A 20647-nucleotide genomic window follows, 5' to 3' on the forward strand; every position below is an offset into this window, starting at 1 on the left:
GCCCCCGCTGGACCTAGGCAGGAAGCACAGCCTGGACGAGGAGGGGACACCGTCATGCGAGGACGAGCCACCGTAGTGCTGACCGCGGCCGCGCTGCTGCTGGTCGGGCCGCAGAGCAGCGCCCTGCCCGAGCAGCCGACCGCGCCAGGTGGGGCCGAGGCCGAGGTTGCCGAAGCCGAGGGCCGACGCCCCGCCCCGGACGCCCGCAACGTGGTGCTGGCCGTGCACGGCGGCGCCGGCGGCGGCCTGGTGCGCAAGGACACCAAGCCCGAGGTGGAGAAGGCCTACCGGGACGGCCTGACCGCCGCGCTGCGGGCGGGGCAGAAAGTGTTGCAGGGCAAGGGGACCAGCGTGGACGCGGTGGAGGCCGCGGTCAAGGTCCTGGAGGACGACCCGTTGTTCAACGCGGGCAAGGGCGCGGTGTTCACCGAGGACGCCGGGCACGAGCTGGACGCCTCGATCATGCGCGGCAAGGACCTGGCCGCCGGGGCGGTGGCCGGGGTGCGCAACGTGCGCAACCCGATCTCGGCGGCGCGGCTGGTGATGGACAAGAGCAAGCACGTGCTGCTCGCCGGTGAGGGCGCGGACGACTTCGCCGCCCGCAACGGCCTGCCCACGGTCACCCAGGACTACTACTGGACCCAGGCCCGCTGGGACGCGCTGATGAAGGCCAAGAACCCGGCCACCAGGGACCTGGCCGACCCGCAGGCGCACGGCACGGTCGGCGCGGTCGCGCTGGACCGCTCCCGCGACCTGGCCGCGGCCACCTCCACCGGCGGCCTGACCAACAAGATGACCGGTCGTCTCGGGGACTCGCCGGTGATCGGCGCGGGCACCTACGCGCGCAACGACACCGCCGCGGTCAGCGCGACCGGGGCCGGTGAGGTGTTCATCAGGGGAGCGGCCGCGGGCACCATCTCGAACCTGGTCGAGTTCGGGCGGCGGTCACTGGCCGAGGCCGCCTTCGACGTGGTGGTCAAGCGGCTGCCCGCGCTCGGCGGCCAGGGCGGGGTGATCGCGCTGAACCGGGCCGGGGAGTTCGACGCGCCGCACAGCACGCCGGGCATGCTGCACGGCTACCTGACCGCGGATGGCCGGGTCGTCACGAAGGTGTTCCTGGACGAGACCCCGGCCAACCGCTGAGGTCAGGTCAGGAACCGGAGCCCGGGGTCACCTTGAGCACGTCGATGACGAAGATCAGGGTCTCGTTCGGGCCGATGTCGCTCTGGCCGCGCTCGCCGTAACCCAGGTTCGGCGGCACCACCAGCACGCGGCGGGCGCCCGCCTTGACACCGATCAGGCCCTGGTCCCAGCCCGGGATGACCCGGCCCGCGCCGACCTGCACCGGGAACGGCTTGCCCGCGTCGTAGGAGGACTGCTTGAAGGCGCGGTCGGAGAAGGTGGTCAGGTGGTAGTGCGCCTCGATCGAGTCGCCTGCCTTGACCGCGGGACCGTTGCCGGGGGTGATGTCCTTGGACAGCAGCTCGGTCGGCGCGGAGCAGCCGGTGGGCACGGTCACCGTGGGCTTGGCGTTGGCCGCGCCCTCGACCTTGAACGCGTCCAGCGCGCAGGCCGGGCCGGTGGGCTTCGGCGCGGCGCTGGTGCTCGGGGCCGCGGCGCTGGTGGCCGAGGTCGGCGTCTGGTTGGCCTTGGCCAGCTCTTCCGGCGAGGCGGGCTCTTCGCTGGGCGTGCAGCCGGCGAGCAGGCCCAGCGCGGTCACCGCGCCGAGGGCGAGCAGCCGGACCCGGGAGGTCGTGTGAGAAGTGGACACGGCACGCAGCCTAGACGGCCCCGGCCCGCCGGGTGGCGGACCGGGGCCGTGCGCTGCTCAGATCCAGGGCGCGAGCAGCCGGGTGAACTGCTCGTCGGTCAGGTTGAGCGGTCCTGGCTGGTGGAAGCCCTGCCAGGTCTCGGCCTCCAGCAGCACCTTGAGCGGGATGCCGAAGGCCCGCCGGAACGAGGCGATGAACAGCATGGTGGGCAGCTCGCCGAGCCGCTGCCGGAGCAGCTCCACGAGCTCGACCGCGCCCGCACCGTCGGCCTTCGCCGCGCGCAGCAGCTCAGCCGCGACCTCGATCCGGTCGGGTTCCCGCGTGGTCACGATCGATCTCCTCACTGGTGCGCCGGTCAGGAGAACCGGACCTTCACCTTGGTGTACGCGCCGCGCGTGCCCTCGGGGGTATCCAGGAACTCGACCTTGGTGAAGCCGTACCTGCCCGCCATCTTCCCAGTGAAGGTGCCGCGGGCCGCGTCGTCGTCCGACTTGCCCGCCTTGATCAGCTCGTTGAACGTGTTGAGGTTGTCGACCATGCTCCCGCCGGCGATCCAGGCGCCGTCGACGGCCTTGACCTTCGCGCCGAAGTGGTCCATCGCGGAGCTGAAGAACTTGCCGCCGAGACCCGGTACGCCGGTGGTGTTCTGCACGGCCAGCGCCAAGTGGCCTGAGTTGTCCAGGGTGGCGAAGATCCCGTTCTTGTTGTCGGGCAGGAACATGCTGAACTCGGTGTCGGTGTTCTCGCCGAGCCGGGCCGACTTGGCCAGCAGTTCGGCCGAGCGCAGGATCCGCGCGGGCGGGATGACCGAGGCCGCGACCCACGCGCACGCCTCGGCCTGGCCCCAGCCGGTGTCGGTGGCGCACCGGATGAAGTCGTCGAGCATGCCCTTGGCCAGGGCGAGCAGGATCTGGCCGCTGACCACGGCGGTGTTGAACATCTGCTCGGTGGTGTAGTGGAAGTCGATCGGGCTGGTGCCGATCTCCACCCGGCGGCACTGGCCCTTGCCGGTGGCTCCCGGCGGGCAGTCGAAGGTGAAGAACCGCAGGGTGCCGGTGATGTGGTGGTCGACCTTGTAGAAACAGGTCGCCGAGCTGGCGCCGAAGCCGAGGCCGCTGCCCCAGCAGCGGGCCGACTTGGGGTCGACCGTCGGGGTGTCCTTCATGTTCTCCGGCACCTTCTCGATGCCGAAGGGGCTGACCTCGGTCTCCTTGGGGACCTCGCCGACGTTCTCCCGTTGTTCGCCGACCTGGTGGAACCGGGCCGCGGCGTCCTTGGCCTCCTGGGCGGCGCGTTCGGCCGCCTCGGCGTCCTTGCCTGCCTGGATGGCGTCGGCGCGGGCCTGGTCAGCGGCGCGCTGGGCCGCGGCGGCCGCGGTGTTCGCCCTGGTCGCCGAGGCCGAGGCCCGGGCGGCCGAGGCGTCGGCGCTGCGGGCGCTCTTGGCGGCGTTGGCGGCGGCGTCGCGGGCCCGCTTGGCCGACTGCGCGGCCTGGTCGGCTGAGCGCTGGGCGGCCTCGGCGGAGGCCTTGGCCGCGTCGGCGGCGAGCTTGGCCTGCTCGGCCGACTCCTGGGCCTTGGCTGCCCACCGCGCGGCCTCGTCGGCGGCCTGGCGGGCGATGGCCGCGTGCTCGGCGGCCAGGTTGGCGTTCTGCCTGGCCAGTGCCGAGGACTGGTCGGCCCTGGCCAGGTAGCTCTCGATCTGGGCGCGGTGGGTGGCGGTGTCGGCGTCGCGCAGCCGGGCCTGGGGCAGCTCGACGTGCAGGAAGCGGGTGAGGTAGCTGTCCGGGCCGGAGAGCGCGGCCTGCGCGCCCGCGGCCACCTCGCGCAGTCCGTCCCGCTGCGCCTCGGCCAGGATCTTGTTGACCTGCCTGCGGTCCTCGGCCTTGGCCGCGGTGAACCGGCCGGTCTCCAGGAACCGGTGCAGCGCCTCGGTGTCACCCCTGGAGTCGGCGTTGAGGGCCTCGTTGCCCGCGGCGTGCACCAGCGAGTCCGGTCCGGCCGCGGCCATCACCTGGTTGACCTGCTTGCGGTCGTCGTTCACCTTTCCGGGGTAGTTCCGCAGGCGCAGGAACTCCTTGACCTGCTCGTGCGTTCCGGTTTGCGTGGCGAAGGCGGCCGCCTGCTGCGCGGGCCGGTCGGTAGATCCGGCGATGATGCCGAGCCCGGCCCGGTCGTCCTGTTCCACGGCCTGGCCGAGCGCGGTGCTGACGAACAGCCGCACCGCGGGGTCGGGGCCGCTCAGCGCGGTGGTGGCCGCGGTTTGCGCCCAGGGGCCGCCCCGGGTGAGCAGCCGCAGCGCGGCCGCGCGGCCGTCGCGCAGGGCGTCGGGCCCCGGCTTGGCGGCTTCGGTGAGCAGGCGCTGGGTCTCCTGGTCGAAGGTCTCGGCCTGACCGCCCTGCCAGCGGCGCTGGTCCTGCGCCTCGGCCTCGGCGCGGGCGGCCTCCTCGGCGTCCCGGACCGCCTGCGACTCCTGCTGTTTGACGCGTTCGTCGTCGGCGGCCCTGGCGGTCGCGGCGACCTGGTGCGCCTGGTCGGAGGCCGACTTCGCCTGCTGGGCGGCGCGATCGGCCTCGGTGGCCGCGGTGGCCGCTCGCCGGGCGGCGGCCTCGGCGTTCTCGTAGGCGTCCGCGGCGGCGATCGCGGCATCGGCGGCGGCCTCGGCGTGGCCGGCGGCGGAGCTGGCCGCGTCCCTGGCGTCGAAGGCGGCTCGCGCGGCCTGTTCGGCCAGTGCCTGGGTGCGGCCGGCGGCGCGGGCCGCCTCGGCGGCGGCCTGGCGGGCCCTGGCCGCTGCGCGTTCCGCCTCGGCCGCGCTGGCGCCCGCGCGCCTGGCCGCCGCGGCGGCGTCCTCGGCGGCCTTGGCCGCGGCGTCGGCGTGTCCGCTGGCCCCACGGGCCGCTTCGGAGGCCTTGCCCGCCTCGGCGACCGCGCGACCGGCGGCGTCGGCGGCGGCCGCGGCCTGTTTGGCCGACTTGGCCACGTCCCTGGCCTGCTCGGCGGCCACCCTGGCCGCGTGCGCCTTGGACTTGTCCCTGGCCGCGCCCGCGGCGGCGTCCTGCGCCCTGGCCGCGGCGCGCTCGGTCATGGACGCGGCGATCGCGGCCTGCCCGGCGGCGTTCGCGGCGACCCTGGCCGCGGCGTTGGCCCGGCCTGCCGCGTTGATCGCGGTCTGCGCGGCCGCGGCGGCGCCCTGGGCCGCGGTGGCCGCCCGGCTCGCCGCCTGCGCGGCCTTGCGCGCGTCGCCCTGGGCCGCGGCGGTCTCGGCGGCGGCCCGCTCGGCGGCCTCCTTGGCCTTGCCCGCGGCGGCCAGCGCCTGGTCGGCGTTGTCCTTGGCGATGTCGGTCTGCTCGGCGGCCCTGACCTGGGCGTCGGCGGCCAGTTCGGCCAGCCCGGCGACGGTCAGCGTCTCCTCGTCCCGCTGCACCGCGACCGGCCAGCCGCTGCGCAGGAACTCCCGGATGTCCTCCGCGCCGCCGTCCAGGGCGCGCTGGGCGGTGACGTGGACCGCGGAGCCCTCCTTGGCCGCGGCCAGGATCTTGTTGACCCGGATCCGGTTGTCCTGGTCCTCGGCGACCAGCCGGCCCTTGGCGAGGAAGGCCTCGACGTCGGCGTCGGTGCCGTCGAGCGCGGCCTGCCCCGCCTTGGCCAGCTGGGTGCCGCCGCGGGCGATCAGCTGGTTGACCAGCCTGCGCTGGTCGTTGCGGTGCGGCTGCTGCCAGCCGGTGTCCAGGAAGGCCCGCAGTTCGGCCATCTTGCCGTTGAGCGCGGTGTCGGCCGCCGCCCGCACGGCGGGTCCGGAGGCGGCCAGCAGCCGGGTGACCTCGATCCGGGCGTCGTGCTCGGCGGCCACCGGACGCTGTTCGGTGAGGAAGCGCCGCACGTCCTCCTCGCTGCCCAGCAGCGCCGCCTCGGCGGCCCGCGCGGTGACCTGGCCGCCGGCCCGGTAGGCGGCCAGCACTTCCGCCCGGGAATGGGCCGGTGCCGGTGCGGCATTCACCGGTAGTGGCGCCAGCAAGCCCGCGCCCATGGTCAGCGCCGTCGCCAGGACGGCTGCACGTGTTATAGCTTTCATAATGAAGTCAGTATCGGTTCGCGGCGCGGCAAAAAGCTCTACTACCTGCATCCAGAGAAATTGAGGACATTTGTCATGAGCGCATTACTGCGGTTGGCCTATTTCGTGGCGGTCGTTGTTTCCGGCACGATTCTGGGCGCGGCCACGCCTGCTGCGGCGGCGGAGAACCCGCCGCCGGTGGAGGAGGACTACGCCTATCCGGGCGCGGACAAGATTTTCGCCGAACGCGGTATCCGGCTGTTGAAGGGAAATGGCGTTATTCTGCTGACCACCTGCGTGCCGGGGCACGCCAACCAGATCGTGCTCAGCAGTTCCGCTTTCGCCGACCCGATTTGTTTCGTGGCCGGACCGGGTGCCGGATTTGTCAGCATGGACATTCCCGAGGTCTACTCGGTCAAGGGCGACAGCCACCGCGGGTCGGTCACGGTGCGGGTCAAGGACGTCACCAGCACCTCGCCGATCACGCCGAACCGGTGGAACCCGGTCAACAACGGCGACGGCGGGACCCTGCTGGAGCTGCGCACCCAGCCCTGAGCGCGGCTCAGCCCAGCAGCTCCCTCAGCGCGGTCTCCACGGCGTTCGCCGAGGTCAGCCCCTTGACCAGGGTGCCGCCGGGGGCGATGACGGCCAGCAGCGGCGGTTCGGCCACGGCGTAGCTCCGGCCGACGGTCTGCTGCTGGTCGTCGTGGCCGACCGGATAGGGCACCTGGTGTTGCTCCAGGTAGCCGCGCAGGTCGGCCTCGGTGTCCCTGGCGGCGACCCCGAGGAAAGCCACCTTGTCCCGGTAGGTGTTCGCCAGTTCGGTGAGTTTGCGCTGCTCAGTGCCGCACTTGGCGCACCAGGAGCTGAAGAACACCACCACCAGAGGCCGGTCCTTCCACAGCGTGGCGGCGGTGACCTTGGTGCCGTCGGTGAGCGGCACGGTGAAGTCAGGGGCCGCACCCGCTTCTGGCGGCGGCGGGCGGAAGGTGACCCCCGGCGGCAGCGGGCCGGGCAGGGCGGCGGCCCCGCCGCGCGCGGGCGCGGGCGGCGGGGCCGCGGTGCAGGCGGCCAGCAGCGCCGCCAGCAGCAGGGCGAGGACGGTTCTCACGTGGTCAATCCCACCAGGGGCGCCCGCTCGCCCAGACTCGGGTCGCGGGCCAGCTCGATCGGCGGCAGGTCGCCGACCAGCAGCCGGTAGCCGTCGGCGGCAGGCAGTTCGGCGGTGAACTCGACCTGGCAGAACGTGGGCTCCCTCGGCACGTCGAGCTGCTCCTCGATGGCCTTGACCGCCTTGCCCGGCGGCAGCGTGCCCTCGGCCAGCCGCTTGCCCCCGGCGTCCTGCACGCGGAAGCCGGCCTTGGGGTGGATGGCCTGGTAGGCGCCGGTGCCGGAGCACTCGGCGCCCACCTCGCGCATCGCCCCGTCCCGGACGAGCAGCTTCACCGGCGCGGCGGTGGGGGCGGGCGTGCTCGCGCAGCCCGCCACCACCAGTGCGGTGAGCAGGATCAGGACAGGACGGTGCACGTCGCCGTCGCGGTCTTGCTCGGGTCGGACTCCGAGGTCGCGGTCAGCTTGACCGTGGCGGGCTCGACCGGTTTCGCGGTGGTGCGCTCCACGTTGACCGCCACGTTCGCCTTCTCGCCGAACTTCGCCGTCGCGAGGGCGTTGGGCAGCTGGACCTGCCAGCCCGCGCCGCTGACCTCGGCCTTGAGCCGGTAGACGTCCGAGCGCAGGTGCGCGGCCGGGCTGCCACTGGCCTTGCCGGTGTTGGTCAGCGGGAAGGAGCACGCGGTCGCGCCGCGGTGCCCGATCCAGCCGGTGCGGGCGTTGTCCAGCTTGACGCCCCGGGTGTGCGGGCCAGCGCCGTCCAGGGAGCGGACCGCGACGGTGTAGGAGAGCACGCCCTGGGCGTCCCGCTTGATGTCGAGCACGTAGAAGTGCAGCCGGTTGTGGGTGTCGGTGTACTCGTAGATCGACTTGGACCCGGTGCCCGCCTTGAGCAGCGCGTCGGCCAGCTGGCGCGGGTCGCCCACGGTGACCTTCACCGGGGTGCCGTCCGGCTTGTAGTAGTCGACCAGGTTGATGTCCTGCGGGTTGGCGTCGATGACCCACTTGAACGGGGCGGCGTCGGCGTTCTTCGTCTTGGCCAGCAGCACGCCGCTGTCCGGGGTGAAGGAGTCCGCCCCCATCCGGTCCACGACCTCCAGGGTGTAGTTCTGGTAGCCGCGGCCGTCGCAGAGCGGATCCTTGGCCTGGCTGCACGCCGGGGCCTTGTCCCCGCCGGGCATGACCACGTTGATCCCGGCCAGCCCGCCGGGTCCCGGCTGCGCCGCGCGGGCGGTCACCGTGGCCACCGCGAGGCCGGAGGTGGTCAGCGTGCCGCGGTCCAGCCGCAGCACGTGCGCCTCGTCCACGATGCCGAGCTTCATCTTGTTGCGCAGCATGTGTTGCGCGCCCATGGACGCCCCGGCCGTCGGTGGGATGAACCAGCGGGTGTGGGTGCCGCCGGGGCCGTTGAAGGTGCCGCGGCTGAGCATGTCCCACGGGCCGCTGTAGGCGCGCACCGGCGGGTTGCCGAAGGGGTTGTTGTAGTTGTCGCCGATGCCCAGGATGTGGCTGAACTCGTGCGCGTACACGCCCTGCCCCGAGCTCTCCGCCTGGGTGGAGGAGCCGCCGCCGGCGTTGGGCCAGATGGAGGCCGCGGCCTTCCACGAGGTCCACTCCACGTAGCGGGTCTTCGCCCAGTTCGGGAGGTTGGGGTCGGGCGGGCCGAAGGAGTCCGGCACGTCCTCCTTCTTGGCGAACATCATCGGCCCGAACTCCTGCCAGGTGCCCGACTCGTCCTGTCCCGCGGAGAGGAAGAAGACGAAGTCGAAGCCCTTGGGCACCTCGGTGCCGACGTCGTCGCGCCAGGCCTTGCCGGCGTCGGTGCGCAGGTCCTTGGTGCAGTTGGACCCGGCCGGGCAGGCGCCGGAGCCCTGGAACTCCATCGCGTACTCGTAGGACTTGCCGGGTAGCTGGTACGCGCCGAAGGCCTTGAGGTCCACGCCGAAGCGGCCGCCGGAGTCCTCCATCCAGTACTCGTTGATGGTGTGCCCGTTGTTGATCTTGCCGGGCTTGTTGAGGAAGTCCTGGTAGAACTGCGCGACCTGGGCGCGCGGGATGTTGTTGGCCAGCTGGGTGGGGTTGCCGAAGACGGTGGACTTCGGTGGCTGGGTGACCGCGAAGGGCTGGTCGGGGTAGTCGACGAGGACGAGCGCGCCCTTGAACATCCGCTTGGTCGGCTTGCGCGCCGGGTTCGCCCAGTCGGTGCCCGGCGGCTTCTTGTAGTCCGACCACGTCATGTCAGCGGGGTTCTCCCACTGCTGCGGGTCGATCGGCGCGAGGGAGACCGGCGAGCCCCACCCGGCGGGCGCGGCGGCGGCCGTGCCCGCCACCGACACCGACAGGGCGGCGGCCAGCACGAGGGCTCCGGTTCGCCTGACCCGGAAACGACGACGTAGCTGCATGAACCCGGATCCTAGGAACCCCCTGGCGGGCAACCCAGCCGCCGAAGGGACTGTGTCCCGCTCAGTCCGGGATCAGCACGAACCGGCTGGCGGGCAGCGCGGGCACCCGGCGCAGCGATATCCGCAGGTCCTGGGGCGGCACCTGGTAGTCGAGCCGGGCCAGCCGGGTCGTCAGCGCCTCCAGTAGCCCGAGGGTGAACGCCTCGCCGGGGCAGCGGTGGCCGGTGCGCGGATCGCCCGCGCCCTGTGGGACGAGCTCGAACTCGCCGATCGTGCGGTCGAGGAAGCGGGCCGGGTCGAAGCGGTAGGGGTCGGGCCAGAGCCGGGGGTCGTGGTTCTGGCCGTAGAGGTCCAGCAGCACCAGCGCCCCGGCCGGGATGTCCTCGCCCTGCCAGGTGAGGTCGCGGGCGGCGCGGCCGCCGAGGAACGGGGCGAAGGGGTAGAAGCGGCGCAGCTCCTGGGCGAAGGCGGTGGCGTAGCCCGGTTCGCCCGCGCGCAGCGGTTCCCGGTGCTGCGGCCAGCGGTGCAGGGCGTGCCCGGCGAAGGTGACGAACCAGCTGACCGCGACGGTGGGCCGGATGATGTTGAGCAGCTCCACCGCGGCCAGCCGCGGGTCCAGCGGCTGCCCGTCGGCGTCCCGGTGGCTGGCCACGGCCAGCAGCGCGGAGCCGGGCAGCGCCGGCGCCGCGCCCGCGCGGACCTGGGTCACCAGCTGCCCGAGTCGTTCCTCCTGGCGGGCGCGGGCGCGGCGGGCCCGCCAGTGCCGGGGACCGGGGGTGGCGAAGCCGTCGACCATGGCGGTCAGGTCGCGGGCCACGGCGGGGGTCTCGGCCTCGGTCAGCGGTATCCCGGCCCAGCGGCAGACGCCCTGGGTGAGCACCCTGGCGGCGGCCTCGAACAGCACGATCCGCTGGCCGCCGCGCCAGGAGCCGGTCTCCTGCTTCCAGCAGGTGGTGGCGTGTTCGACCAGGTCGGCGGCGGTGTCCGGGCCGACCACGGAGAGGAACAGGTCCTTGCGGCAGCGGTGCTCGTCCCCGTCCAGGGTGTGCACCGCGCCGCGGCCGAACAGGGTGCTCTGCACCGGCCCCGGGATGGCGGTCTGCCTGCGGATGTTGTGCTCGTCGTAGAAGAACCGGGCCGCCTCGGGACCGGTGAGGCAGACCGTGGGCTGGCCCATCAGCCGGGTGTGCACGACCGCGCCGTCGGCCTGGCGCAGCCGGTCCGGCAGCCAGGCGTAGCCCTCGACGAGGAGCGCGGCCGAGTTGTCCGTCAGCGGTGCCTGGAGAAGTCGCATGGACAGGGAGTGCCCGCTGTGCCGCGATCGACTCCTGCCGTTTGTCCGGGCGGCGCGGGGGTAGCCGGAACGCACCGCGTACCAGGGAAGGAGCGACGATGTCCGAGCACGCCGAGCTGCCGCTGCCCGACTACGACCACCTGCCGCAGGGCAGCCTGGTTCACCGGATCCGGGCCCTGGACCGGCCGCAGCTGGCCACGTTGCGCGAGTACGAGGCGGCGCACGCGAACCGGCCGGCCGTGCTGGCCGTCTTCGACGCCCGGCTGGCCGAGCTGGACGCCGGCGCCCAGCCCTCCGGTGGCGACCAGCGGCGGCAGCCGGAACAGGCCCCGCCGCCCAGTGCTGGATCCCCGGTGGGCTCCGGCACCGGCGCGGAACCCAGCGCGCCGCCGCACCAGGGTGTGCACGAGCAGGCCGCCCGCCACCAGCGGTCCTGACCGCGCCGATGGCTCCCGGACTCGCCGCGGTGGCGGCCTCCCGCGAGTGGACCGGCGAGGACGGCGTCCGGCTGCCCGCCGGTGACGTGCACGCCTGGTGGCCGCGGACCAACCAGACGGTGTGCGGGCTGGCGCTGCGCCGGTCCCAGCTGGCGCCGTTCCCGCACGTGGTCTGGCCGGACGCGGTGTGGCTGACCCAGTCTGAGGAGGCGCGGGATCAGCTGCTGCGGCTGTGCCACCGGTGCACGGCGGCCATGGCTCCTCGGCCGCGGCGGCGGGAGCGGGTTCGCCGGTGACGAGCTCAGCCGGGTATGAGGACGAGTTGAGCAGGGTTGCCGCGGAGAAGTTCGGCTGGCCGGAGCTGCGCCCGGAGCAGCTGCGCGCGATGGCGTTGCTGATGGCAGGGCACGACGTGCTCGCGGTGCTGCCCACCGGCGCGGGGAAGTCCGCGATCTACCAGGTGCCCGCGCTGCTGCTGGCCGGGCCGACCGTGGTGGTCTCGCCGCTGATCGCCCTGCAACGTGACCAGGTGGACGGCATCGCCGGCAGCGGGGCTCCGGCGGCGGTGGCGGTGAACTCCGCGCTGCGGGCCGCCGAGCGGGACCAGGCCTGGCGGTCGCTGCGCGCGGGCGAGGCCGAGTACCTGTTCCTCGCGCCCGAGCAGCTGGCCAAGGAGGACCTGGTGGCCGAGCTGGCCGGGCTGGGGGTGTCGCTGTTCGTGGTGGACGAGGCGCACTGCGTCTCGGCCTGGGGCCACGACTTCCGGCCGGACTACCTGCGGCTGGCCCCGGTCATCGCCCGGCTCGGCCGGCCGAGGGTGCTCGCCCTGACCGCCACCGCGGCCCCACCGGTGCGCGCGGACATCGCGGAGCGGCTCGGCCTGCGCGAGCACCGCGAGGTGGTCACCAGCTTCGACCGGCCCAACCTGACCCTGTCCGTGCGGCGCTGCGCCGACGAGGCCGCCCGGCGGGCCGCGGTGCTGGCCAGGGCGGCCGAGCCGGTGCGCGGCCGGGGACTGGTCTACACGGCCAGCCGCAAGGACGCCGAGCAGTACGCCGCCGACCTGGCCGCGGCCGGGGTCCGGGCCGCCGGGTACCACGCCGGGATGAAGGCGGCCGACCGCGACCGGGTGCAGGAGCGGTTCACCGCGGGCGAGCTGGACGTGGTGGTGGCGACCTCGGCCTTCGGCATGGGCATCGACCTGCCGGACGTGCGGTTCGTGCTGCACGCGGCGATGCCGGAGTCGGTGGACTCCTACTACCAGCAGATCGGGCGGGCAGGCCGGGACGACGAGCCCGCCGAGGTCGTCCTGTTCCACCGCCCGCAAGACGCTGCCCTGCAACGGTTCCTGACCAGCAGCCCGCCGCAGGCGGACACCCTGGCCGAGGTGGCGCGGGCGATCGAGGACCACGACGGCCCGCTGCCGCCCGGCGAGCCCGCGGAGCTGCCCCCTGCCCGGCGCACCAGGGCGGTCAACCTGCTGGCGGAGGCCGGGGCGGTGAACACCGGCGCGGACGGCCACGTCGAGTACGCCGACCCCGGGCTGACCCCGGAGCAGGCGGTGGCCAGGGCCACGGCCACGGCCGAAGCGCGGCAGCGGCTGCTGCGGTCCAGGGTGCGGATGATGAGCGGCTACGCCGAGACCACCGGCTGCCGCCGCCAGTACCTGCTCGGCTACTTCGGCGAAGCGCACGACGGCGGCTGCCGCGCCTGCGACAACTGCCTCAGCGGCGTGGCCGAGCCGCGACCGGCGGAAGACCCGGAGTTCCCGCCCAACAGCGCGGTGCGGCATCGGGAGTGGGGGCACGGCGTGGTGGTCTCCGCCGAGGGGGACCGGCTGACCGTGCTGTTCGACGAGCAGGGCTACCGGACGCTGTCCCTGGCGGCCGTGCGCGAGCGGAACCTGCTCAGCGCGGCGGACTGAGACGACAGGAGCGGACCAGCCGGCCCGGCGGACGGCCTCGTCCATAGCGGATCGCGCCGGGGCGAGGCCGTCACCGCGCGGCGTTCAGCCCAGCAGCCCCGTCCCGGGGGCATCGGGATCGGAGCTGGTGAACAGCTCCCGCAGAGCCGCCACGAACTCGGCGTAGTCGATCACGCCGTCACCGTTCTGGTCGATCCGGTCGAATGCCGCGCCCGCGATGTCGTCACCCACGTCCGCGGAGCGGTACAGCTCGATGTACTCCCCGCGGTCGACTTGTCCGTCGCCATCCCGGTCAATCGCCTCGAACACCGATTCGGCGGCCTTCAGATAGGACTGTTCCAGATAATCCGGGTTTTCCGCCAGGCCACGTTCGGTGGCCGCGATGAACTCCTCTCTGCTCACCTGTCCGTCACCATCGGAGTCGGCGTCCCGTTCGATCTGCGCCCACCAGCCGCGGAAGGCGGCGGTGATGTTCTCCCTGCGGTGTGCCGCCGCTCCCGGTGCGAGCCGGTCGGCCATCTGCGTGGCCAGCGCGTCGAAGTCCTCGGCGGTGATGATGCCGTCCCTGGTGATGTCGAGCGTGTCGAACGCTTTGCCGAGGTTGGCGTCCTGAATCGGTGATTCGGTGCTCACGTGCTGCCTCCCGGTCGCTGACTCCTCTTGGAGTAAACCGCTTCCGCTCATCGGCATACCAGGGTGATTCCACGGTGCACGCATTCGGCCGTACCCGGCCGGGAAGCCTAGATATCCGGTGTTGTCAGCGGGCCGCGGTGCCACCGGCGCGGGTGGCCGGAAACGTCACGCCCGTGTGGCAGAGGCGGCGCACCCAGCCGGCCACCGCGCGCGGCGGCGGCCGGTGCTCGCCGTCCAGGCGGGCCACCACCTCCAGGTCCGCGCCGCAGCGGGTCTCCACCGCGACCGCCCAGCCGCGGTCCGCTGCCCACAGCAGGGCGACATCGCGGCCGGGGAAGTCCGGTAGTCGCTCCTCCAGTGGCAGGTACACGCTGACCGGGCGCTCCTGCTCCACGCACAGGCAGTCCCCGCGCAACCCGAGCGCGGCGGCGACCCGCCGGAGGTAGTGGCGCGCGGCGCGCACCGGTTCGTCGTCGTCCTCGAACCGAAGCTCCATCCAGACCGCCGCCCTTCGCCCAGCCGGGCCCTCCGGCGTGTCTGCCTGATACCCGGACCGGGCTAGCGCAACCGCCCGTCCGGTCCCGGCAGGTCACTGTTCCGATCCAGTGCGGCCTCGGCGATCAACCGGGAGGTCAGGCCGCCCTGGCCGTAGGGGAAGGCGTGCGCGCCGGGCAGGGTGCGGGACACCGCCTCCGGTGCGGCGGCGGCGAGCCGGTCGACCCAGTCCTGCGGGGCGAAGCCGTCCTGTTCGCCGCGGGCCAGCAGCACCGGGCAGCCAACGCGGGTGATCAGCTGTTCCGGCCGGTCCCGCTGGGCGGAGCGGACGAACCGGGCGACCTGCCGCGCCCCGCCGCGCAGGTAGTAGGGCACGGTCACCGGGAGCAGCCCGAGCGGTTCGTGCCGGGAGCTGTGCAGGTAGCCGCGGAAGAGTCCGGGCAGCCTGCGCTGCTCCGGCGGGAAGGTCGGGCCCAGCAGCACCAGGGAGCGCACCCGGTCCGGCCGGTCCACCGCCGCCCGCAACGCGGCCTGCGCGCCGGTGGAGTGCCCGACCAGCACCACCGGCTCGTCCGGCACGTCCAGCCAGGCGGCCACCGTTTCGGCCACCGCGCCCAGTTCGGCCGGACAGGCCAGCGGGCCGCGCTTGCCGAAGCCGGGCACGTCCAGCAGGAAGGCCCGGGCCCACGCGCCGCAGCCGGCCAGGGTGTCGTGCAGGTAGCCCAGCGCGCCCAGCCCCGGCACCAGCACCACCACCGGGCCCCGCTCGCCCGCGGTCAGGCTGCGCACGCTGGCGTCCGCCACCTCGTCCCACCGCTCCCGCCACGGCTGCTCGGTCATCGCGCCTCCTCCGCCGGTCTGCCCGAAGCAGGCCTACCGCCGACAGGCGCGGCCCAAACCGAGGGGCAGGACAGAAGTACTGGTCACCACGCACCCGGCTGGTGGCTGGTGGTTCGGCCGTGCGGCTGCTGCACGCCCCGGCCGCGGGTGCGAGGTTGAGGTCGTTGACCGAACAACTGGGGGAGAGTCCCGCATGTCCTCGACCACCCGGCTACCCGCCGGACTGCTCGCCGTGCTGATCGCGCTGCTGGCCGCGCCGACCGCGCAGGCGGTCAGCGGCGCTCCGGTGCCCGACGGCGGCCACCGGTTCACCGTCAAGCTGGACACCGGCGACGGGGCTCGCGCCTGCTCCGGCGCGCTCGTCGACCCGCAGTGGGTGCTCACCGCCGCCTCCTGCTTCACCTTCGAGCCGGGGGAGACCCTGCGGCCCGGCCCGCCGGGCAGGCCCGCGCGGGCCACGGTCGGCCGGACCGCGCTGTCCCAGACCGGCGGCCAGGTCCTCAGCGTGGCCTACCTGGAGCCGCGCGCGGACCGGAACGTGGTGCTGGCCAAGCTGGCGCACCGGGTCCTGGACGTGCCGGTGGCGCCGATCGGCGGGGCGCCGGCGGCGGGGGAGAAGGTGCGCGTGGCCGGGTTCGGCCGCACCGCCACCGAGTGGACCCCGGACCGGTTGCACGCCGCGCCGTTCACGGTGAGCGCGGTCGGCGCGACCACGGTCGATCTCACCGGTGACGGCGCGAACACCGGTGTGTGCAAGGGAGACTCGGGCGGTCCCGCGTTCCGCGAGCGGGACGGCCGGGCCGAGCTGGTGGCCGTGCACCACACCTCCTGGCAGCGCGGCTGCCTCGGTGAGACCGAGCAGCGCAACCTGGCGGTGGAGTCCAGAGTGGACGATCTCGCGGGCTGGGTGCGCGAGCGGATCGCCGTCGACGACCCGGATCCCGGTCCCGGCAACGGCCCCGCCGCGCTGGCCGCGGGCGATCAGCTCAACTTCTTCGGCCGCGGCACCGACAACCAGCTGCACCGCTGGTGGTATGCGCCCGGCCAGCCCACCCAGCGGGAGGTGCTGGGCGCGGGGATCGCGGGCAAACCGGCCGCGGTGCTCTACCGCGACCAGCTGACCGTCTTCGCCAGGGGCGCGGACGGCACGCTGCGGCACTGGTGGCACGACGGCACCCGGTTCCACCACGACGTGTGGGGCGAGGGACTGGCCGGTGACCCGACAGTGTTGCTGTACAAGGGAGAGCTGACCGTCTTCGCCAGGGGCACCGACGGTTCGTTGAAGCACTGGTGGTTCGACGGCCAGCTGCGCCACGACACCTGGGGCACTGGTCTGGCCGGCGATCCGGTGGCCACGCAGTTCGGCGAGGAGCTGACCGTGTTCGCCCGCGGCGGCGACAACAGCCTGCGGCACTGGTGGTTCAACGGCAGCCTGCACAGCGACACCTGGGGCACCGGCATCCTGGGCAACCCGGCCGCGCTGGTCTACCGCAACGAGCTGACCGTCTTCGCCAGGGGCACGGACGGTTCGCTGAAGCACTGGTGGTTCAGCGGGAGCCTGCGGCACGACTCCTGGGGGCTGGGCATCAGCGGCAACCCGGCCGCGGTCGTCTTCGGCGACCACCTCACCGTGTTCGCCCGCGGCAGCGACAACAGCTTGCAGCACTGGTGGTTCGACGGGCAGCTGCACCGGGACTCCTGGGGCGGCGGGGTGACCGCGACGCCGAGTGTCACGGTGTACCGCGGGCAGGAGCTGACCGTGTTCGCGCGCGGGGACAACGGCGGTCTGGAGCACTGGTGGTTCGTCGCGGGCGGCGCGGCGCACCAGCGGGACTCCTGGGGCGCGGGGCTCCAGGACTGACCGATGGGCGTGCCCGGCCGCGATGGGCCGGGCGCACCCGGTCCAGGTGCACGGCGGTGACCGCGCTGTGCAGGGTGGTGTGCCTGATCACCGTGCGCCCGCCGCCGGTCCGCTCGCCGGTGCGGATCCCGTTGGCCACCACGGTCCAGCCCTCCGGCGCGTCCACCCGGTCCGGCTGCGCCCACAGCGCGCCCCCCGTTGCCCAGGCCCGGCAGCAGCGCGGCGGCCCGGCGGCCACCTCCACCGATCGGTCGGCAAGAGCGGCCGTTCGGCTACACCCTCCGCAGCACCCACAGCAGGTACTCCTTGCGGTTCAACGGGTTGTGGTCGGTGCGCGGCCGCTCCGGCACCGGTCCGCGCACCGGCCGGTGCCCGGCGAAGACGCACTCCAGCACCCCCTCGCCGCGGGTCAGGCCGGGCAGTTGCCGTTGCAGGGTGTGCACCGCGGCCGCCGGGATGTCCCCGGTCAACCGGTAGGCGGCGCCGTGCGCGGTGGTCTCCCTCGGCACCGCGCCCAGCGGCGCGAGCGCGGCCCGGACCGGGGCCAGGGTGTCGGCCGGGATGTCCAGCTCGAAGCGGTGCAGCGGCTCGTGCACGGTGGTCCCGGCCTGGCGCAGCGCGGTCATCAGCACCAGCGGGGTGAGCAGCCGGAAGTCGCCCGCGGTGCTGGACATGCTCTTGTCGAAGGTGGCGTGCGCGTGGCTCTGCCTCGGCGCGTAGCCGGAGCGGACCAGGGTGACCGCGCAGTCGGTGACCGGCCAGCCGTGCAGGCCCTGGCGCAGGGTCTCGTGCACGGTCTCCTCGATCGCCTTGAGGAAGGCCGGCGGCAGCGAGCCCAGTTCGATCTCGTAGCCGAAGCGCACCCCCGACCCCGGCGGCGTCGCCTCCAGGCGCAGGCCGATGGTGGCCAGGAACGGGTTGACCTCCTTGTCCTTGGTCATCACCTCCACCGCCGTGCCGGTGCCGGCCGGGCGTTCCAGGCAGATCGTGGTGGTCTCCCGGAACTCCACCGCGATGCCGAACTCCTCGGCCAGGGTCGCCTCGATGACCTCCTTCTGCACCTCGCCGTAGAGGGAGACCGCGATCTCCTGGCGGGTCTCGTCCCGGCGCAGGTTGATCAGCGGATCGGCCTCGGCGAGCTGGCTGAGCGCCAGGTGCAGCGCGCCCCGATCGGCCGGATTCCTGGGCAGCACCACGGTTTCCAGCGTCGGCGGCGCGAACTGCCTGCTGAGCGAGGAGCGGGGATGCGGCTGCCCGACCGGGTCGCCGATGCGGATCTCGTCCAGTCCGCGCAGCAGCCCGATCCGGCCCGCGGCCACCGCATCCGCGGGCGTGGCCGTGCCGTCGGCGAACACGCTGACCCCGGTGACCTTGCCCTGGCGACCGCGGCCGAAGTCCAGGCGGTCGCGGGTGCGCACGGTCCCGGCGAACAGCCGCAGGTAGGCCAGCTTCTCCCCGGCCGGGCCGCGGTCGACCTTGAACACGGTGCCGGAGACCGGCGCGGCCGGATCGCCGGTGTCCGCGGGCAGGAACTCGCGGATGCCCTCGATGAGCGCGTCCACCCCGGCCCCGGTCATCGCCGACCCGGCGTACACCGGGTGCACCAGCGCCTGCCGGGTCTGCTCGGTGAGCGCGGCGCGCAGCCGGGGCCACGTCACCGAGCGCTCGTCGGCCAGGTAGTCGGCCAGCAGCGCGTCGTCCTGCCGGGACAGCACGTCCACCAGGCGGTCGGCAGGGCGAGCGCCCAGGTCCACCACGGAGGGGGTGAGCCGTTCGGTGATCTCGCCCAGCACCCGCGCCGGGTCCGCGCCGCGCCGGTCGGTCTTGTTGATGAAGATCAGCGCCGGGATGCCCAGCCTGCGCAGCGCGCGCAGCAGCACCCTGGTCTGCGCCTGCACGCCCTCCACCGCGGAGACCACCAGCACCGCGCCGTCGAGCACGCTGAGCACCCGCTCCACCTCGGCGATGAAGTCCGGGTGGCCGGGGGTGTCGATCAGGTTGACCGTGGTCCCGCCGAGGGCGAAGGACACCACGGCGGACTTGATGGTGATGCCGCGCCTGCGTTCCAGCGCGAGGGAGTCGGTCTGGGTGTCACCGTGGTCGACCCGGCCGATCCGGTCGATGACCCCCGCGGTGTGCAGGAGTCGTTCGGTGAGGCTGGTCTTACCGGCGTCGACGTGCGCCAGGATGCCGAGGTTGATCGTGTGCGAAGCCAAGCGTCGTGTCCTTGAGGTAGAGGGGGACTCCTTCCCGGTGGCACACGAACGAGGGACGCATGATCATCTCCTAGGTCGGGGGCTGGCAGCCCTAGGCTGCGCAGCAGACCAGAGTCCGGATTGGGCAGGCAACCGAATATCGGGGGAAGTCATGAGCCAGGCGCTGCGCACGGCCGCGGAGATCGCCGACACCGTGCTGTTCCCGGCGGCGAACGCGGTGGACACCGCCGACCGGGTGCCTGTCAGCCACCTGGACCTGTTGGCGGACAACGGCTTCCACGGACTGTCCACATTGGACATCGAGGACTATTCCTCGGTGCTTCGGCTGGTGGAGATCCTGGCCGGTGGCTGCCTGAGCACCACGTTCGTCTGGCTGCAACACCACGGCCCGGTGCGCGCCCTGGACCGCTCGGCCAACCAGGCCCTGCGCGAGACCTACCTGGCCGAGCTCACCGCGGGCCGCCGCCGCGCGGGCATCGCGGTCGGCGCGGCGGTGCGCCCCGGCCCGCCGCTGCTGCGCGCCGAACCGGTCGAGGGCGGCTACCGCTTCGACGGCAGCGCGCCCTGGGTCTCCGGCTGGGGCATGGTCGACCTGCTCCAGGTGGCCGCCCGCGACGAGCAGGACGTGCTGGTCTTCGCCCTGCTCGACGCGGTGGCAGGCGACACCCTGTCGGTGGCGCCGCTCGACCTGCTCGCGGTCCAGGCCAGCCGCACGGTCACCCTCACCTTCGACGGCTGCTTCGTGCCGCACGAGCGGGTGGTGCACACCGTCCCGCAGGCCGAGCACCTCACCGGCGACGCCGAGTCCCAGCGCTTCAACGGCGCCCTCGCCCTCGGCGTCGCGGGCCGCGCGATCACCCTGCTCGGCGACGCGGCTGGCACGCTGCCCGATCAGCTCGACGCGGCCCGCGCCCAACTGCACACCGCCGCGCCGGAGGACGTGCCACTGGCCCGTGCCGCGGGCGCGGAGCTGGCCCTGCGCGCGGCGAACGCCTGCGCGGTGCACCAGGGCAGCCGCAGCCTGCTGCCCGGCTCCGACGCCCAGCGCCTGGTCCGCGAGGCCACCTTCCTGCTGCTGTTCGGCTCCCGGCCGGCCATCCGGTCAGCCCTGCTGAACAGGCTGACCCAGTGCTGACCCGCCCGCGCCGCGCACCGCCGACGCGAAGTGCCGCCGGGCCGGTCCCCACAGCAGGACCAGCACAAACGCCGACAGCGCCCATCCGCAGACCAGGTCCGCCCGCACCTCCAGGTCCGGGTAGGCCAGGAACACGAAGTACCGGCCGACCGCCTGGAAGCCGAGCAGCACGGTGATCGCGATCCGCCCCCAGTTCCGGCCCCGGTAGACCACCGTGGCCAGCCACACGTACAGCACCGCGCTGATCGGGTGGTAGACGGTGCCGGGATTGACGCCCGCGGCGGCCGGCTCGGCTATGAAGCGCCACACGTCCTGCACCACCACGGTCAGATGGTTGAACGCGTGGGTGGCGATCCCGGCGGCGGCCACCGCGGCCGAATCGGGGGTGTTGCGGTGCATCGGACCTCCTCGAAGTGCGAACACTCCGGGGACGCCCTCGGGCGATGGTCAGGCCGTGTCGGCTGGATCACAGCCCGGACG

At 73.5% G+C, this 20647-nt stretch carries 19 protein-coding genes; 7 read left to right on the forward strand and 12 right to left on the reverse strand.

Annotated features, from left to right (window positions below; genetic code table 11):
- Positions 1–54: 54 nt before the first annotated feature.
- The gene (locus M8C13_RS17425) at positions 55–1143 is read left to right on the forward strand and encodes an isoaspartyl peptidase/L-asparaginase family protein (protein ID WP_252481660.1); all 1089 of its coding nucleotides are present in this window, start codon (positions 55–57) and stop codon (positions 1141–1143) included.
- Between the two features lie 7 nt (positions 1144–1150).
- On the opposite strand, the gene M8C13_RS45450 is transcribed toward M8C13_RS17425, so the two are convergent.
- The 3 genes from M8C13_RS45450 to M8C13_RS17440 are packed head-to-tail and all read right to left on the reverse strand — an operon-like array spanning position 1151 to position 5841.
- Positions 1151–1771 carry an FKBP-type peptidyl-prolyl cis-trans isomerase gene (locus M8C13_RS45450; RefSeq protein ID WP_252481661.1) on the reverse strand — a complete coding sequence of 207 codons (621 nt, stop codon included), beginning with the start codon at positions 1769–1771 and terminating at the stop codon, positions 1151–1153.
- A gap of 57 nt (positions 1772–1828) precedes the next feature.
- Positions 1829–2101 carry a hypothetical protein gene (locus M8C13_RS17435; protein ID WP_252481662.1) on the reverse strand — a complete coding sequence of 91 codons (273 nt, stop codon included), beginning with the start codon at positions 2099–2101 and terminating at the stop codon, positions 1829–1831.
- A 26-nt stretch (positions 2102–2127) separates the two neighbouring features.
- Positions 2128–5841, reverse strand: coding sequence for an ALF repeat-containing protein (locus tag M8C13_RS17440; protein WP_252481663.1), 3714 nt, complete (start codon positions 5839–5841; stop codon positions 2128–2130).
- Between the two features lie 75 nt (positions 5842–5916).
- Here M8C13_RS17440 and M8C13_RS17445 point away from each other — a divergent pair, with 75 nt between their 5' ends.
- On the forward strand, positions 5917–6375 hold the full coding sequence (locus M8C13_RS17445; protein ID WP_252481664.1) for a hypothetical protein: 459 nt from the start codon (positions 5917–5919) through the stop codon (positions 6373–6375).
- A gap of 7 nt (positions 6376–6382) precedes the next feature.
- Here the strand turns inward: M8C13_RS17445 and M8C13_RS17450 are convergent, their stop codons facing one another.
- The 4 genes from M8C13_RS17450 to M8C13_RS17465 form a co-directional block, all read right to left on the reverse strand.
- Entirely contained in the window at positions 6383–6931 is a 549-nt protein-coding gene (locus tag M8C13_RS17450) for a TlpA disulfide reductase family protein (RefSeq protein ID WP_252481665.1), read from the reverse strand.
- Complete coding sequence (locus tag M8C13_RS17455; RefSeq protein WP_252481666.1) at positions 6928–7347, reverse strand: hypothetical protein; 420 nt, start codon at positions 7345–7347, stop codon at positions 6928–6930. The genes M8C13_RS17450 and M8C13_RS17455 overlap by 4 nt, the downstream gene beginning before the upstream one ends.
- Positions 7329–9332 carry a M6 family metalloprotease domain-containing protein gene (locus M8C13_RS17460; RefSeq protein WP_252481667.1) on the reverse strand — a complete coding sequence of 668 codons (2004 nt, stop codon included), beginning with the start codon at positions 9330–9332 and terminating at the stop codon, positions 7329–7331. The genes M8C13_RS17455 and M8C13_RS17460 overlap by 19 nt, the downstream gene beginning before the upstream one ends.
- 61 nt (positions 9333–9393) lie before the next feature.
- Complete coding sequence (locus M8C13_RS17465; RefSeq protein ID WP_252481668.1) at positions 9394–10626, reverse strand: cytochrome P450; 1233 nt, start codon at positions 10624–10626, stop codon at positions 9394–9396.
- Between the two features lie 98 nt (positions 10627–10724).
- Between M8C13_RS17465 and M8C13_RS17470 the strand changes: the two genes are divergently transcribed.
- The 3 genes from M8C13_RS17470 to M8C13_RS17480 are packed head-to-tail and all read left to right on the forward strand — an operon-like array spanning position 10725 to position 12987.
- On the forward strand, positions 10725–11063 hold the full coding sequence (locus M8C13_RS17470) for a hypothetical protein (protein WP_252481669.1): 339 nt from the start codon (positions 10725–10727) through the stop codon (positions 11061–11063).
- An 8-nt stretch (positions 11064–11071) separates the two neighbouring features.
- Positions 11072–11359, forward strand: a complete 288-nt coding sequence (locus tag M8C13_RS17475; protein WP_252481670.1) for a hypothetical protein — start codon at positions 11072–11074, stop codon at positions 11357–11359.
- Positions 11356–12987: an ATP-dependent DNA helicase RecQ gene (locus tag M8C13_RS17480; protein WP_252481671.1), complete on the forward strand. Its 1632-nt coding sequence runs from the start codon at positions 11356–11358 to the stop codon at positions 12985–12987. The genes M8C13_RS17475 and M8C13_RS17480 overlap by 4 nt, the downstream gene beginning before the upstream one ends.
- Positions 12988–13071: 84 nt before the next feature.
- Here M8C13_RS17480 and M8C13_RS17485 read toward each other — a convergent pair whose 3' ends face one another.
- The 3 genes from M8C13_RS17485 to M8C13_RS17495 form a co-directional block, all read right to left on the reverse strand.
- Positions 13072–13671: an EF-hand domain-containing protein gene (locus M8C13_RS17485; protein WP_252481672.1), complete on the reverse strand. Its 600-nt coding sequence runs from the start codon at positions 13669–13671 to the stop codon at positions 13072–13074.
- 73 nt (positions 13672–13744) lie between these two features.
- Entirely contained in the window at positions 13745–14116 is a 372-nt protein-coding gene (locus M8C13_RS17490; protein WP_252481673.1) for a DUF6292 family protein, read from the reverse strand.
- Positions 14117–14178: 62 nt separating this feature from the next.
- Positions 14179–14955 carry an alpha/beta fold hydrolase gene (locus tag M8C13_RS17495; RefSeq protein WP_252481674.1) on the reverse strand — a complete coding sequence of 259 codons (777 nt, stop codon included), beginning with the start codon at positions 14953–14955 and terminating at the stop codon, positions 14179–14181.
- Between the two features lie 193 nt (positions 14956–15148).
- On the opposite strand from M8C13_RS17495, the gene M8C13_RS17500 reads away from it, so the two are divergent.
- The gene (locus M8C13_RS17500) at positions 15149–16816 is read left to right on the forward strand and encodes a trypsin-like serine protease (RefSeq protein ID WP_252481675.1); all 1668 of its coding nucleotides are present in this window, start codon (positions 15149–15151) and stop codon (positions 16814–16816) included.
- A gap of 272 nt (positions 16817–17088) precedes the next feature.
- On the opposite strand, the gene M8C13_RS17505 is transcribed toward M8C13_RS17500, so the two are convergent.
- Positions 17089–19032 (reverse strand): translation factor GTPase family protein, encoded by a 1944-nt coding sequence (locus M8C13_RS17505; RefSeq protein ID WP_252481676.1) that lies wholly within the window; start codon positions 19030–19032, stop codon positions 17089–17091.
- A gap of 151 nt (positions 19033–19183) precedes the next feature.
- On the opposite strand from M8C13_RS17505, the gene M8C13_RS17510 reads away from it, so the two are divergent.
- Positions 19184–20167 carry an acyl-CoA dehydrogenase family protein gene (locus M8C13_RS17510; RefSeq protein WP_252481677.1) on the forward strand — a complete coding sequence of 328 codons (984 nt, stop codon included), beginning with the start codon at positions 19184–19186 and terminating at the stop codon, positions 20165–20167.
- Here M8C13_RS17510 and M8C13_RS17515 read toward each other — a convergent pair.
- Positions 20135–20566: a hypothetical protein gene (locus M8C13_RS17515; protein ID WP_252481678.1), complete on the reverse strand. Its 432-nt coding sequence runs from the start codon at positions 20564–20566 to the stop codon at positions 20135–20137. The two genes, M8C13_RS17510 and M8C13_RS17515, sit on opposite strands and share 33 nt — an antisense overlap.
- Positions 20567–20647 lie beyond the last annotated feature (81 nt).

The organism is Crossiella sp. SN42, assembly GCF_023897065.1.
GTDB lineage: Bacteria > Actinomycetota > Actinomycetes > Mycobacteriales > Pseudonocardiaceae > Crossiella.

Bases quoted from the DNA above. Each gene is read 5' to 3' on its own strand.
- M8C13_RS17425 (WP_252481660.1), top strand. From the start codon at position 55: ATGCGAGGACGAGCCACCGTAGTGCTGACCGCGGCCGCGCTGCTGCTG.
- M8C13_RS17440 (WP_252481663.1), bottom strand. From the start codon at position 5,841: ATGAAAGCTATAACACGTGCAGCCGTCCTGGCGACGGCGCTGACCATG.
- M8C13_RS17445 (WP_252481664.1), top strand. From the start codon at position 5,917: ATGAGCGCATTACTGCGGTTGGCCTATTTCGTGGCGGTCGTTGTTTCC.
- M8C13_RS17460 (WP_252481667.1), bottom strand. From the start codon at position 9,332: ATGCAGCTACGTCGTCGTTTCCGGGTCAGGCGAACCGGAGCCCTCGTG.
- M8C13_RS17465 (WP_252481668.1), bottom strand. From the start codon at position 10,626: ATGCGACTTCTCCAGGCACCGCTGACGGACAACTCGGCCGCGCTCCTC.
- M8C13_RS17470 (WP_252481669.1), top strand. From the start codon at position 10,725: ATGTCCGAGCACGCCGAGCTGCCGCTGCCCGACTACGACCACCTGCCG.
- M8C13_RS17475 (WP_252481670.1), top strand. From the start codon at position 11,072: ATGGCTCCCGGACTCGCCGCGGTGGCGGCCTCCCGCGAGTGGACCGGC.
- M8C13_RS17485 (WP_252481672.1), bottom strand. From the start codon at position 13,671: ATGAGCGGAAGCGGTTTACTCCAAGAGGAGTCAGCGACCGGGAGGCAG.
- M8C13_RS17490 (WP_252481673.1), bottom strand. From the start codon at position 14,116: ATGGAGCTTCGGTTCGAGGACGACGACGAACCGGTGCGCGCCGCGCGC.
- M8C13_RS17495 (WP_252481674.1), bottom strand. From the start codon at position 14,955: ATGACCGAGCAGCCGTGGCGGGAGCGGTGGGACGAGGTGGCGGACGCC.
- M8C13_RS17500 (WP_252481675.1), top strand. From the start codon at position 15,149: ATGTCCTCGACCACCCGGCTACCCGCCGGACTGCTCGCCGTGCTGATC.
- M8C13_RS17510 (WP_252481677.1), top strand. From the start codon at position 19,184: ATGAGCCAGGCGCTGCGCACGGCCGCGGAGATCGCCGACACCGTGCTG.
- M8C13_RS17515 (WP_252481678.1), bottom strand. From the start codon at position 20,566: ATGCACCGCAACACCCCCGATTCGGCCGCGGTGGCCGCCGCCGGGATC.